Annotated in this window: 13 protein-coding genes; 1 reads left to right on the top strand and 12 read right to left on the bottom strand. The window is 43.9% G+C overall.

Translation table 11 applies throughout. The features are described 5' to 3' along the window. Positions 1-194: 194 nt before the first annotated feature. From Q1B03_RS13915 to Q1B03_RS13905, 3 genes are all read right to left on the bottom strand, one after another. Complete coding sequence (locus Q1B03_RS13915) at positions 195-575, bottom strand: YkvA family protein (RefSeq protein WP_299742218.1); 381 nt, start codon at positions 573-575, stop codon at positions 195-197. Between the two features lie 148 nt (positions 576-723). Beyond that, positions 724-1,590 (bottom strand): GNAT family N-acetyltransferase, encoded by an 867-nt coding sequence (locus tag Q1B03_RS13910; RefSeq protein ID WP_299742216.1) that lies wholly within the window; start codon positions 1,588-1,590, stop codon positions 724-726. Between the two features lie 274 nt (positions 1,591-1,864). Beyond that, a complete protein-coding gene (locus tag Q1B03_RS13905) occupies positions 1,865-2,536 on the bottom strand; it encodes a Type 1 glutamine amidotransferase-like domain-containing protein (RefSeq protein WP_299742213.1) in 672 nt (223 codons plus the stop codon). Positions 2,537-3,020: 484 nt separating this feature from the next. Between Q1B03_RS13905 and Q1B03_RS13900 the strand changes: the two genes are divergently transcribed. Continuing rightward, on the top strand, positions 3,021-3,839 hold the full coding sequence (locus Q1B03_RS13900) for an STAS domain-containing protein (RefSeq protein ID WP_299742210.1): 819 nt from the start codon (positions 3,021-3,023) through the stop codon (positions 3,837-3,839). 212 nt (positions 3,840-4,051) lie between these two features. On the opposite strand, the gene Q1B03_RS13895 is transcribed toward Q1B03_RS13900, so the two are convergent. The 9 genes from Q1B03_RS13895 to Q1B03_RS13855 form a co-directional block, all read right to left on the bottom strand. Next, positions 4,052-4,846, bottom strand: coding sequence for an HpcH/HpaI aldolase/citrate lyase family protein (locus Q1B03_RS13895; protein WP_299742207.1), 795 nt, complete (start codon positions 4,844-4,846; stop codon positions 4,052-4,054). Between the two features lie 28 nt (positions 4,847-4,874). Next, positions 4,875-5,576, bottom strand: coding sequence for an alpha/beta fold hydrolase (locus tag Q1B03_RS13890; protein ID WP_299742204.1), 702 nt, complete (start codon positions 5,574-5,576; stop codon positions 4,875-4,877). 3 nt (positions 5,577-5,579) lie between these two features. Next, positions 5,580-6,203, bottom strand: a complete 624-nt coding sequence (locus Q1B03_RS13885; RefSeq protein WP_299742201.1) for a cupin domain-containing protein — start codon at positions 6,201-6,203, stop codon at positions 5,580-5,582. 46 nt (positions 6,204-6,249) lie between these two features. After that, positions 6,250-7,680: an aldehyde dehydrogenase family protein gene (locus Q1B03_RS13880; protein ID WP_299742681.1), complete on the bottom strand. Its 1,431-nt coding sequence runs from the start codon at positions 7,678-7,680 to the stop codon at positions 6,250-6,252. Then, positions 7,677-8,900 carry an iron-containing alcohol dehydrogenase gene (locus tag Q1B03_RS13875; RefSeq protein WP_299742199.1) on the bottom strand — a complete coding sequence of 408 codons (1,224 nt, stop codon included), beginning with the start codon at positions 8,898-8,900 and terminating at the stop codon, positions 7,677-7,679. Before Q1B03_RS13875 ends, Q1B03_RS13880 begins: the two co-directional genes overlap by 4 nt. Before the next feature lie 52 nt (positions 8,901-8,952). Next, a complete protein-coding gene (locus Q1B03_RS13870) occupies positions 8,953-10,146 on the bottom strand; it encodes an ester cyclase (RefSeq protein WP_299742196.1) in 1,194 nt (397 codons plus the stop codon). 51 nt (positions 10,147-10,197) lie between these two features. Continuing rightward, positions 10,198-10,959, bottom strand: a complete 762-nt coding sequence (locus tag Q1B03_RS13865) for an SDR family NAD(P)-dependent oxidoreductase (protein WP_299742193.1) — start codon at positions 10,957-10,959, stop codon at positions 10,198-10,200. A 3-nt stretch (positions 10,960-10,962) separates the two neighbouring features. After that, positions 10,963-11,994, bottom strand: coding sequence for a LacI family DNA-binding transcriptional regulator (locus Q1B03_RS13860; protein ID WP_299742191.1), 1,032 nt, complete (start codon positions 11,992-11,994; stop codon positions 10,963-10,965). Between the two features lie 138 nt (positions 11,995-12,132). Next, the gene (locus tag Q1B03_RS13855; protein WP_299742188.1) at positions 12,133-13,725 is read right to left on the bottom strand and encodes a sodium:solute symporter family transporter; all 1,593 of its coding nucleotides are present in this window, start codon (positions 13,723-13,725) and stop codon (positions 12,133-12,135) included. Positions 13,726-13,784 lie beyond the last annotated feature (59 nt).

Raw genomic sequence — 13,784 nt, 5'->3', positions numbered from 1 at the left:
CGTGATAGGCTCACTTTAAAGTAGACTTGTCTTTAGCTAAGAGGTTCCGCTTAAGGAGAGAAAACCTTACTCACACCCGAATTAGCAGCAGAAATAGCAGTGCTAATAACACTTATTTAACAGCAAAAAAACCAGACCTATTTGGCTCTGGTTTTTTATGTCTATGTCATCTTCTTGTTCCGTTAAAGCTCCCTTTAGCTGAATATCTGATAAGCCATTAAAATAACCCACAACATAATGATACTCCATAACAAAATGATGAGTGAGCCTACTACCCAATTTTTCGGTTTACCATTTTTCATCATGTCTTTTGCTTTACCTTCACATTCTGATATTACTTCTTTAGGTATCATCTTTAATGCAAACATTATACCTATTGGAACGATAATAACATCATCTAAATAACCAAGTATCGGTATGAAATCAGGTATCAAATCAATCGGACTAAACGCATAAGCCACTACACAAGCAGTAAATAATTTAGCATACCAAGGTACTCTTTCATCTTTATAAGATAAGTATAGTACAAAGATTTGTTGTTTTAATCTTTTCGCCCAAGCCTTTATTTCCCCCATGAAATTTTCTCTCTAACTCCCTCTATAAAGAATTCTAATGCTTTATCTTTGCTTCTAATATAACATGCTTTCTTCAATATTCCTGCCCTTTAACTAAATAAAGAAACCGCCGACATTCAAATGAGAAAACTATAAATATCTAAGTCTTTTAACCAAACACCTGAGCGGCAATTCCAAATAATTCACCATTTCTCTGGGGCATCTCAGTTGAGTTAAATATCATAATTGATGGATTACTCACGCTTACAAACCCGCATTTCTCAACGGCTTCAATAAATACTTCATTACCTGATGGTATATCGATCCTTAATTTGCCTTGATGCCCAATAGTCAGCTTATCTAGAATCATTGATGCTACTTGAGCATCCGGTGCCACAATAGGTCCTATTATCAGATTAATAGGTCCTAATATAGATAATCCAAAACCTATAGTGTTCCCTATGTAATCTTTCACTACTACACATTCCTCGGATTGATTGATTCTATGTTTAAGAAAGTTGCTTCTCTTATCTCCAAAAGCATCTTCATCTAACTCAATTATTTTATGTAAGTCGCTCTCTTTATAATGTTCGATGGTAACTGTTCGATTGGGTAGATTAGAATTTGAATAGGTGTCGCATATGTACTTGTGCACTCGGTCAACGATTTTAAACCCCATTTTTTCATAGAGAGGCTTCCCGTCTTCAGTCGAAATCAGCATGATCGCAATGTCACTTGAAATGGAATTCATACATTGTTGTGTCGCTTCTTTTCCTAATCCCATCCCTCTATACTCTTTGTTGACTATTACCATACCAATGGAGGCGAAATTGGCTTCATAGGGGATGATGGCGGCACTTGAAACAATTTCCCCTTCAGTATTCTTATGGCCGAATACTTTACCAGATGACATAACTGTACCAATCTCGTGTTCATCATAGTCCCACCCCACTGATTCAGACAGTTCAATTAAACCCGGGATATCTTTCTTGTCAAACTGGACTAAATTTACCTTTGACATCTTACTTGTATTCATTACATTTTCTCCTTAGTCGATTCCATAGTGAGAGTATGCCTTGTTTCTCCCCGCCTACCCTTCCGCAAATGGAATATCCATTATTTTCAATACTATCATAATTAATCTATTGATATGGCGAAATCGAGGCTACTTGGTACATTTCATCTAGATTGCTTCGAGGATTGCCCTGCCAATATAAAAAATAGCAGGTCCAACTCTTTTACGTGCATACCTGCTAATTGTATATTATTTGTCAGTCTAGATTAGAGTGGAGACAGCTCCCACTCTCCCCTCATCCCTTCGAAAACAATTTCCAATTCCCTTCAGAGATCACTTCGACAGCTCCGCCCATCACCTTGATGGCCGTTTGGTCATCAATCGCATATGCCTGACCCTGCATTTCAGCAGCCCATTTCTCTGCGGCAGCCATGGTGTTATGCGGCAGCATTTCGTGATCCAGGTGGGGAAAGATTGAAAAATCGACCAATCCGAGAGCATCATCGCCACCGCCGGGGGGAGTCCAGCCAACGAAGGAATCACCAATGTTCGGTGCCATCACCATGCTCCCGGCACTCATTCCCACATAGACTGCTTGCAGGGACGGCAGAAGGTCCGCAAGCCCCGATTGCCGCATCCAATGGTTCAGGTAGAGGGCGTCCCCGCCTGAGACCAGCAGGACGTCCGTCTCCCGGACCAGCGGCACCCACCGGTCTTCGTCGATACTTGGCAGCGCTGTGAGCTCCAGCACTCCGACGGATTTCCAGCCCAGCTCGACCATTGGATTCCCGGAATTGCCACTGATGAACTCCCATGCTTTGACGCCTGGGCCGACCCAGGGGTGTCCGTACATCGCGGTGGGGATGCACAGGGCTGTGGATTCGGCAATCGGCTTGTCCAGCATGTCAACCAACGCTTCGTGAATACGTTTGTTATTGACGCCTGCAGATGTGAGCAGAAACTTCATATCTTCAACTCCTTATCATTGTGTGGTAACACTTTTCATATCTCTAAGACTGCAACTCTTTGGTGTTACTAACTACTTATTAACCCCTTAGTCGATATTTCTTCTTCCATTAACGGTTGATTCAATAAAAAATTCAACAAAAATGGCCGTTAATCCTTCTTAGACCAACGTTCTGGTTTTAATTAGAATGGTTTGATGATCTACAGCTCTCTTTTAGACATATCCCTAGATTCAACGAGAAGCCCAGAGACGGTTCTCGCGCTTCCTTTATGAACTCAGAAAAGTGGCAAAACCGCCACTTTACTTCACGATCCCCTTTGCTTCTCCCTCACAAACACCCTAATTCCTTCACTTTTTATCAACTAGGTTCTAAGCCATTAGAACTGTCCCCTGGCTCTGCTCAATCGTTCATGCTCCAACTCTCACTCTTGAATATGTTAAAATATAATTGGAAACTACAGCAAAAAGGAGAGACGATGAGTACATGATCGATCAAGGTAAACGAACATACACGAAAGCTATCTGTGACAAAGTATTGAGTCAAAAGCAAGAGCTTATCGTTCAAAAGGACAATTTGAGATCAAGCCAATACAGCAACATAGAATCGAAGCTTCATAGTTGGCGTGAGAATATCATTGACATTTATGCAAAATCGATCGAAAGTGACTTGGATACGGCCTTCGAGCAATTACAGGAGTGGGGATCAGAGGCAGTCGATACACTCGTGAATTTCAACCTTCCATTGGAGATTGCTCTGGACGAAGTAAGAGATTACCGAAATTTAATCGGACAAATCATAAAAGAGGAAGCTTCCGCTTTCAACTTGACATTCGATGAATTCTATAACCTGATTTCAGATTTTGACGCAGTGGTGGACAAGGCCGTACATTGGCTGAGCATGTCGTATACAAGAAGATTTTATACACGGATCAACGCTGCAGAAGCTGTAGCATTAGAATTATCCATCCCGGTGATTAAAATAACCAATCAAGTCGGCATACTCCCTTTGATCGGTGACATCGACACCGAAAGAGCCCAAGAACTGATGGATAAAGCACTCTCAAGAGGGAGCGAATTATCCTTAGAATACCTGGTGGTTGACCTGTCCGGCGTTCCGATCATTGATACGATGGTAGCAGACCGCATCTTCAAGGTAATGGATGCCTTATCCCTCATCGGAATCGAAACCATCCTATCCGGAATAAGACCCGAGATCGCCCAGACCATGACCCATCTCGGAATCAATTCTTCGGACATCACTGTGACATCCAGTCTTCATATGGCTTTGAAGAAATTTCTGTAAGTCGGGGAGAAAGGTGCCTTGGATCGAAGGACGAGATTCGGTCCCTGCCTGCCCCACTGGTTGGGAGACATGCGCAGAAAAAAACCACAGGGAGGGTTCTCATGCTTCCTTATTCGTAAGCACGAGAACCCTCCCTTTTTCCCAACATATTAAGGTCACTAAAGCATCATTCTTCCCCATCTATTTTACGAGTTTGGTGAAGATTTCTTTTTTTACTTTCTAATACCTCTATTGGTCATTTCATTTCCAACTCTTTTAGTATCTTCTACCACTATCTGAAGCGCCTTAAGAATCACTGAATTCGCTACAACCCCTACATAATTTGCCCCTTTTTCAAAAGCTTGCTGCGCTCCTGTACTATCAGCCGCAACCGTTCCAATCGCAACGTTATTTTCTGATGCTGTTTGATACAAGTTTCGTATGACTCCTTGAACTTCAGGATGGTTGGCACCTTCTTCTTTAAATCCCATATCAACCGATAGGTCGGTTGTACCGATGAAAAGAACATCGATACCTTCGACCCCCATGATCTCCCCAATATTCTCCACCGCTTCAAGGGTTTCTATATGTGGAATGACCAAGATGTTTTCATCGGAGCTATCTAAGAATGCCTTCCCTCCTTGATTTCCATAGCGCGCCGCCCTGTGTGAATAAGCGACACCCCTGGTTCCTAAAGGGGGGAACTTCGCCCTTTTCACAGCCTTTATGGCATCTTCCTTTGAATTGACCATCGGTACTTGTACCCCTTTGGCCCCTCTATCCAAAGCCTTCTGGATACTGGACGGATCATATGAGACTCGGACAATGGGTACTAGATCCACTGATTCGGCTGTCCGGATCATGTTTTCTAATTCAGAAGAACTGAATGCCCCATGCTCATCATCTATAACCACGAAATCAAATCCGGCATACCCGATCATTTCAATGAAGTTGGGAGAATAGAATCCAATGAAACTTCCAAGTACTCTTTCCCCGCTTCTGAGTTTATCCTTTACACGATTGATCAATGAAATTACCTCCCTACTTTACACCCTTTCACTCAATCAGCCAGTTGCGTAAAGCAGCCGTCACTTCTTCCGGTCGCTCCAAACTGCTTAAATGGCCACAATCATCTACGATAACTAACCGGGACTCTGAAATAGTTGCCTGCATTTCTTCATGTAAGGACAAGGGGCAAACCTGATCCTCCCTTCCTACTAAAAGGAGCGTGGGAACGTTGATTTGCCTTAAGCCTTCCCGAAGGTCAGAACGCGTAGAAACGGCCATTAATTGCTGCACATATCCTTCTGGTCCTACTCTCTCCGCCATATCCTTTATGGTTGATACCAACTGGTCATCTTCCTGCCTGCCGGGATGAATGAGATTCGGTAACAACTTTTCCTCTACTATGCTTTGGAACTGCCCAGATTCCACTTTTGACATAAGGCTCTTCCAGCTTTCCAACTGCTCTGGCTTGGGGCCATGTGGATTCGAGTTCAATAGGGCAAGTCTGGTCACTCTTTCTGGTGCTTGCCGGATGACTTCCATTGCCACAATCCCACCAAGTGAAAGCCCGGCTAGAGCAAAGCGTTCAGGGGCATGCTTCAAGACGGATTCAGCCATTCCCTCTATGGTGTCTGCTCCAGTTAACATTGAAACGGAAGGATCGGAAACATCAGTCAGATGTTCCAACTGATGCTCCCAAAGTCTCTCATCACAAAGCGTACCCGGTAAGAATACTAACGCTTCTTTCTTCATCTACTATTTCTCTCCCGCCCTCAGCTTCTCCGCCATTTGTTTCTCAAGTGCTGAAAAATTCTCAGGTTTGATCATTTTTCCTGATTGATCTGCATGGAAGCCATGTTCCGCAGCTTTCCTGACGACCTGTGGAGCCCAGTATGGATCTTTCCCGTTGAATACTTCATGCTGTTCAAGCACGGCAAAGATCCAAGCATCATCCTCACTGATATTTTCAAAGCCTCTCCATAACCCTGGAGGCAGAGAAATTAAATCCCATTCTTCAATGATGGTTTCACCCTCGATCTCATCTTCACTATTTCCCCAATAGAAACGCCATTTTCCGGAAAGAGGAAGAAACGCTTCGATGTAGTCATGAGTATGGTAAGCCGGTCCATTCCCTGGAGGTGCTTTCACCATGCCGATTTGAAACCCGTGTGGTTCTGTTATTTCAGGGGAATAGGTATCATTTTCACTGGCCGTATCCCCGATCAGGGCGTAATTCAGGCGTTGATGACCTGGTATGATACTATCAATAAACATGAGAGGAATGGCTTTTGATTTTAGATCATCAAATCGGACGATCCAGTTTTCTTCCATCTTTTCATTGGATACATATCGTTTCACTTTCGGTTGTTCTGTCGGCATAGCAATCTCCCTTTCTATCATTCAAAATTTTATTTATTGACTATTCTTACAATTTAAATGTCACTAGTTTCAGTTCTGTCATCTCTTCCACGGAATATTTGATTCCTTCACGGCCGGTACCGCTGTTCTTTACACCACCATATGGCATATGATCGACTCTGAAAGTAGGGATATCGTTGATCATGACTCCCCCGACTTGAAGTCGGTGCAGGGCATCGAATGCTTTATGAACAGAGGTAGTATAGATACCCGCCTGCAATCCGTATTCCGAATCGTTCACGAGTCCGATCGCTTCATCCAAAGAACCGTATGGTGTGATCGTGACAATGGGAGCAAATGCTTCCTTGCAGTTCAGGGATAAAGTGGATGATCCCCCCGTGATCACAGTTGGGTGTATGATGGCATCCTCCCGCTTTCCTCCATATAAGATGTGCGCACCTGCTTTTGTTGCCTCCTTGAACCACTCTTCGATCCTTTCTGCCTCCCCTTGATTGATCATGGCCGATAAGTCTGTGCCTTCTGACATTGGATCGCCGATCACAAGCTGTTTCGTTCTTTCAATGAATTGATCAACAAAAGAGTCATAGAGTTTTTCCTGCACGTATATTCTCTGCACCGAAATGCATACTTGACCGGCAAACGAATACGCCCCCTCCACACATCGATCAACGACAGCATCCATATCCTCCGCCCCATCGACGATGACAGCTGAGTTCGAACCCAGTTCAAGTGTTACTTTTTTCAACCCTGCCTTTTCCTTAATGCCAAGCCCAACCTCTACACTTCCCGTAAAGGTGACCATTTTCACTCTCGGATCTTTTACGAGCTGATTTCCAATGACACTGCCTCTCCCCGTGACTACGTTTAACGCCCCTTCCGGCAGACCTGCCTGCTCAAAAATTTCCGCTGTAAGGAGTGCACTTAAAGGCGTCTGATTCGCCGGCTTCAGGACCACTGAATTCCCGGCAGCAAAGGCGGGACCCAGCTTATGGGCCACAAGGTTGAATGGGAAGTTAAAGGGCGTGATCGCTGCGATGACCCCTAAAGGCTCACGGATCGTAAAGGCAAATCGTCCCTTCCCACTTTTGGCAGCATCCATCGGAATGGTTTCCCCGTGAATCCTTTTCGCCTCTTCGCTTGCAAACTTATACGTTTCGATCGTTCGCGCGATTTCAGCACGAGCTGCCTTTATCGGCTTCGCACATTCCATGGCAAGGATTTCTGCTGCTTCCTCAAATCTCTCTTCAAAAAGTCGCGAAACCCGCTCAAGGATGTCCGACCGTTCCAAGGAAGTCAATTGCTTCATTTTCTCAGAACCTGATTGTGCACTCTCTAAGGCGTCTTCCACTTCCCGTTCATCTGCCAAAGGGACGCTGGCAATGACGTCTCCGCTGAATGGGGATTTCAACTCATAATAGTTCTTTGCTTCCTGCCACCTGCCATCAATGTAGAGTTTCTTTTTGAGTTGATTTTTCAGCAACCTTCATCACGTCCTTTCTCGTATCCCGTGAATGCCTTTTGATAAATGGCTAAGATCTTCTTTTCGGTCAATTGGTACGGCGTGTTGGACAAAAGGCGATCAATCTGTGAGGCTTGCCCGGCAAGTAGAGGCAAATCTTCCTCCATAATCCCAAGCTCCGCTAATGATGTGGGGAGGTCAAGATTCGTCAGTAATTCATATAGATATCCCACTACTGCCTTAAGCGCCTGGTGTGGTTTTTTTGAGTAATCTCCTAATTCAAGATAGTTTGCAACCTCTACCATTTCCTGCATGCACGTTTTCCCTGTCTCTTCGAAAACAAACGGCATAAGGAGAGCATTGGCAACTCCATGCTCGATGTGGTACTTTCCACCGAGGGGGTAAGCTAAGGCATGGACGGCCCCCACACCTGCATTGGCTAACGAAACTCCTGCCAACATGCTTACCCAACTCATTCCGATACGTCCTTCCATGTCTTTCCCGTTATGAACTGCCTTCGTGATGTTCGAACTAAATAACTTCATGGCCTTTTCAGCATAGATCTTCGTTAAGGGTGTAGCTCTCACGGCAACATACGATTCAAGTGCATGTGTGAAAGCATCCACACCTGAAGCAGCGGTGACCCGTGGCGGGCATGAGCGTGTCAGAGCAGGATCGATGATGGCGAGGTCCGGCAGAAGATGCCTGCTGACAATCCCCCGTTTTACTTCCTCCTCTTCATCCCCGAATATGGCATTCATCGTCACTTCCGATCCGGTTCCTGAAGTCGTCGGAAGCAGAATGCACTTGACCTGTCTGGAATCAATGGTTTTGGCTCCACTTAAATACGGGCTCACGTCATCTTTATCCACCAGAGCTGCCGTCGCTTTGGAAACATCCAGAGCGCTTCCGCCTCCGATGCCGATCACGAGTTCACTTCCTGATTTCTTCACAAACTCTACTGATTTTTGTACCAGAGTAAAGGTCGGCTCTCCTTCAATGTCTGTAAACACGTTACTCTCGATTCCTGCCGATTCCACTAATTCCAGTACACGTTCAACGACTCCAACCCGTTCAAGACCTTTATCACTAATAATGACGATTCTGCTAACCTCTAATTTCTTAATCTCATCCGGTAAGGAATAAAACGTGTCGACTCCGAAACGGATATTCCCAGGCATATGAAAATCCTGATTTATACTTGAAGGATCTTTCTGAATAGACGTTTGTACTGACATGGTATTTCCTCCTTTTTGAATGCGCATTCAAAACTAAGTAATGAAAGATGATTTATTCGTATGTTCCGGCTTCGGCATCGTCAGCATTAGACTCTGTACCCAGATAGATCTGCCTCAGTACATCCAAGCCGTCAAATGTCATCCATTCTTCTACAATTTTCTCATTCCTCACTTTCAGGTGAGAAATCCCCAATACCTCTACTGTTTTTCCACTTGGCTGACCGAAATACCCAATCCCCTCATGAATCCCTTGCAATCTCCACCTTACGGCAACATCCCATTCACCCTTTTGGGCTCCCTCGTTACAGGTCACTCTCTCGACCATACATTTAGCACTTGGGAAAGAGGCAAACAAACTGACGAGCATTCCCTGGATCTGGCTGGTGCCAATCAAATCTTTATTGCAAATATAATGAACCACCGCATGACTCGAGTAGAAGTCCTTCACGTGGTTAAATAATCGCCATTCCCATACTTTGTTGTACATGGCTAAAATAAAATCACCAATTTCAAAACCTTCTGACTTTGGAGAGTATACTTGTGGCATCAGCTGCCCTTCCATTGTCCCGCTGGAACCGAAGTGGGATTGCAATGCCGGGGTCTTGTTCTCCGAATTCTGTGCCAGTTTCCTTGCCACTTCTATTGGATCGAATCCTAACTGCTTGACTAGATACAGGTTGTCTCGTACAAGCCACTCTTCCACGATCCGGTTTGAATGGACAAAGCAGTCAACCGTGGTTCGAAAGAAAACTTTCTTACCTGTAGCAGGCCCGAATGAGGAATCCCCCAGGTTGGTGGCACTCGATGCGATACGGTGAGAAGAGAGAAATCCTTCCTCATCATTGCCTGACCATATGACATTTTCCCCAACCAGCCTTCGATCCGGAAAGGCGTGCAAAGCCTGCAAGGTCCCGGAAACCACTTCATTTACACCTTGTATATGGGTTGTTCCTGCGTGCATGGTGACATCATTATGATAGGTTTGATAAATAATCCCGATCCCTTTTTCTTCCCAGATACGATGGGTGATCTTGATGATATAATCCACAAAATCGAGATACTCCTCGTCGAATCCATTCATTCTTTGTTTACGTTTTGTATTCTTTGAAAATTCATTGTAATCCGTATAGCCAACACGGTTCACTTCGGTTGAGTCGCCATAGAATACGTTGTCATGTTGAGGTGCTTGATGAAGAGGACGATCCATTTCTACTTTTTCCTCTTTTCGTTCATCCACTTTCGGCATCTTGATTCCTCCTTTTTGAATGCGCATTCAAAATGCAATAAAAGATACTCTTTAAATTGCGGTCCAACCTCCATCAACCTTGATGGTTTCACCCGTTACAAAGTTTGCCATGTCAGAAGCGAGAAATAACACCGCTCCTGTCACATCAGAAGGTTGGGCAAGTTTCCCTAATGGGATTCGATTGATCACGTCTTGATAAAAATCTTGATCTTCAAACATATTGGATGTGAGCTCGGTTTCAATAAATGTTGGAGCCACTGCATTAACCTTGATATTGTAGGGTGCCCACTCAACAGCAAGAGCTTTGGTCATTTGCACGGCCCCTCCCTTACTGGAACAATAGGCTGCCCGCTTGATATAGCCAACGAATGCCATCTGTGAAACAATGTTGATGATCTTCCCACTTTTTTGTGAAAGAAAATACTTCGCTGCACGCTGGGAGGAGAAGAAGCTTCCTTTAAGATTTGTATCAAGGATTGAGTCCCAATCTTCCTCCGTCACTTCTATGGCTGGTTTAGGAATATTCACTCCTGCGTTATTGACCAGTACATCGAGTCCCCCCATATGAGCGGCAGCCTCATCCACCATCTTATGAATGTCCGCTACATGCCGGATGTCGGCCTTCACATAAGAACAATCGGGGGAGTAACGTTTCAGCTCAAGGACAGCAGCTGACAGGGCTTCATCATTCCTCCCTGAAATCACCACTGTGGCCCCCAGTTTGGCAAAGGAGAGCGCGATATCCTTTCCAATGCCTTTACTTCCTCCCGTAACCATGACCCTTTTCCCTTTCAATTCAGCAAAGTGCTTCAATTCTTATCCTCCTTTCTCGTTCCTGCATACTCCCGTTGTTTTTCGTTGAATTAAATCGGGTTCTAATATGATCTGAAACCCTTCGTCTTTCCCTTCGCCCTCTTCAATCAGGGAGATCAGTTTTTCCAAGGCGAGGGTTGCCATTTTTTCTTTCGGCTGGGTGATGGTGGTGAGTCCAATATATTGATTCTTTGCCAAATCAATATCATCAAATCCTACGACTGATAATTCTTCCGGTACCTTGATGTTTTCACTAGCTGCAGCATCTAACACGGCAAGGGCCATTTGATCGGAAGCAGAGAAAAAGCTTGTTGGCCGGTCACTCTGTTTTAATAACTTTTTGGTAAACTGATAAACTTCATCGTAAGAAAACTCTTTGTTGTAGACAAACTGATCGTTTCCGACAATCCCTAAGTCCTCTAGTGCTTCTTTGTATCCTAAATTCCTCAAATGGGTGGTGACATACTTCGAAGGACCTGCAATATAGCCAATGCGGCGATGGTTCAATTGATAAAGATGTTCCACCGCAAGTCTAGCTCCTTTGTAGTTGTTGACGGCTATATAATTCGCCTTCTCGTGTTCCAAGATACTATTGAACAGAATGACAGGAAATCCTTGATCATATAATTCTTTGATTCTTTGATTGTTTTTATCTGCAGAGGCAATGATGATCCCATCGACTCGCTTCCCTTTAAGGGTTTGAATATATTTATCCAGGTTCTCTTCATTGTGATTCGTATTACAAAGGATCACATCATACTGCATCTCCTGTGCTTTTCCCGTAATCACTTTCGCTGATTCGGCAAAGAAAGGATTCGTGATATCCCCGACAATCAATCCTATGGTTCTCGTTTTATTACTGGCAAGGCTTCTGGCAATCTCATCCCTTGTAAACCCTAATTCCTTTATCGCTTCAAGGACTTTCCTTCTTGTAGATTCCTTGATATGAGGATAATTGTTCAGGACCCTGGAAACGGTCGATTGTGAAACACTTGCCTGTTTCGCCACATCATATGCGCTAATTCTGGCTTTCATTTTTCAAAACCCTTTCAAAAGTTGCCTTCGTGTATTAAACCCGGTTGTTATGGTATTCCGATAATCTAGCGAGAATGATGAATCCGGATTCACATTCTATTATAATTAAAAATTCAGATAATGACAAAGCCTCATTCCCTATAACTGGATAAGCCCCAATATGATCACCTGTGCAATAAACAATCCGATGAGTGCATATGAGTATTTGTCCATGCCCCCCGGAACAATGGAATGACCGTTTTCATCTGTTACAGTTCCTTCTTTTATCAACCTTGCTCTTTGACCATTAAACGTGAATTCTTCCAATTCGATTCTTCTATTCTTTTGAAATAGTAAGCTGAAAATGTAACCAATGATAAGAGTGATCACGCATCCGATCGGATAATTCCAGAGCCAGTTCACCAGCCCAAGATTTCCAATATACGTCGTGATGACGATTCCTAATACAAACCCGATTGCGACTCCATTATCATTTGCTTTCTTAGTGAACATCGCCAGAAGAAACATCGCCAGTATCGAACCTGAGAAGTACGAGAGGTAGCTGCCCACTGTCTTCAAGATCGATGCGGTCGTACCGCTGAATGCCATCAAGGTAAATCCGATCAGCAATACCCCAAACACAAGGGTGAAGACCATCGAAACCTTTAGAGAAGCCGGTTTTCCTTTCGTGATGAACTTTTCATAAATGTCTTTAATGAAGACGGTCGTAACTGAATTTAGTACGGAGTCTATGCTGGACATGGCAGCTGCAAAAATCCCTGCCATGATCAGCCCCAAGATTCCTACAGGGATGTTATTTGCAATGAAAGTAATCATAATGTTGTTGGAATTATCGAATTCCCTGCCGTCAAAGAAGACGAAAAGCAATACTCCTATGAACATAAACACAAAATACATGATATTCATCACAAATCCGCTGATACAGATCGACTTTTTCACTTCATTGATCGACTTTGCTGCGAACATTCTTTGAGTCTGTGTCTGATCCGTGGCATAGTATTTAAGCCACATAAACAGACCGCCAATCAGGCCAACCCATACACCATTCTCCAATTTCGCATCCAGCGAGAAATCAAGTGCATCCAGTTTCCCCTCTTCTTTCACAACCTTCATCGCCTCAAAGAAGCCAATATCTAAATTGCTCAAAATAATGACAAATGCAGCAATGACTCCTCCCCATAAGACGAACATCTGAATCGCATCCGTCCAGATAACCGCTTTAATTCCGCCTAGTAACGTATACAGAATCGCCACTGCCACAACCATGGGAACGACAATCGTCAGTGACCATCCTGTGAAGGTTTGGATGACCAGTGAAGGAATAAATAAGAACGAACCTACTTGAATCACATTTGATACAATAAATCCAAAGACTACTAAAAGTCTGCTTTTCCCTCCCAGACGCATTTCGATATATTCATAGATTGAGGTCACCCTCAAATTGTAGAAAAACGGTAGGAATATCGATAATGTTAAAATCAATACGATCGGTATACTAAAATTCAACATAAAAGCGATTAACCCTGAGCCATACGCCCACCCTGGGCCGCCGATGAATCCATTTGCGCTCACCGTGGTGGCTGCTATGGAAAGAGCAATCGGGAATGTAGCAACAGATCTCCCGCCTACAAAATAGTCATCCTGTGTGTGATTTCCCTTCCCCAGTTTATAACCCATAATGATCAGAGCAATCATATATACGGCAACAATCGTCATATCAATCCAACCCATATTGAACTAAGACCCCCCATATCCATATTTTTGAATGCGGATTCATAAAAAAGCAAAAT

The organism is uncultured Rossellomorea sp. (assembly GCF_947488365.1).
Lineage (GTDB): Bacteria > Bacillota > Bacilli > Bacillales > Bacillaceae_B > Rossellomorea.
This window is presented reverse-complemented; position numbering and strand designations above follow the sequence as displayed.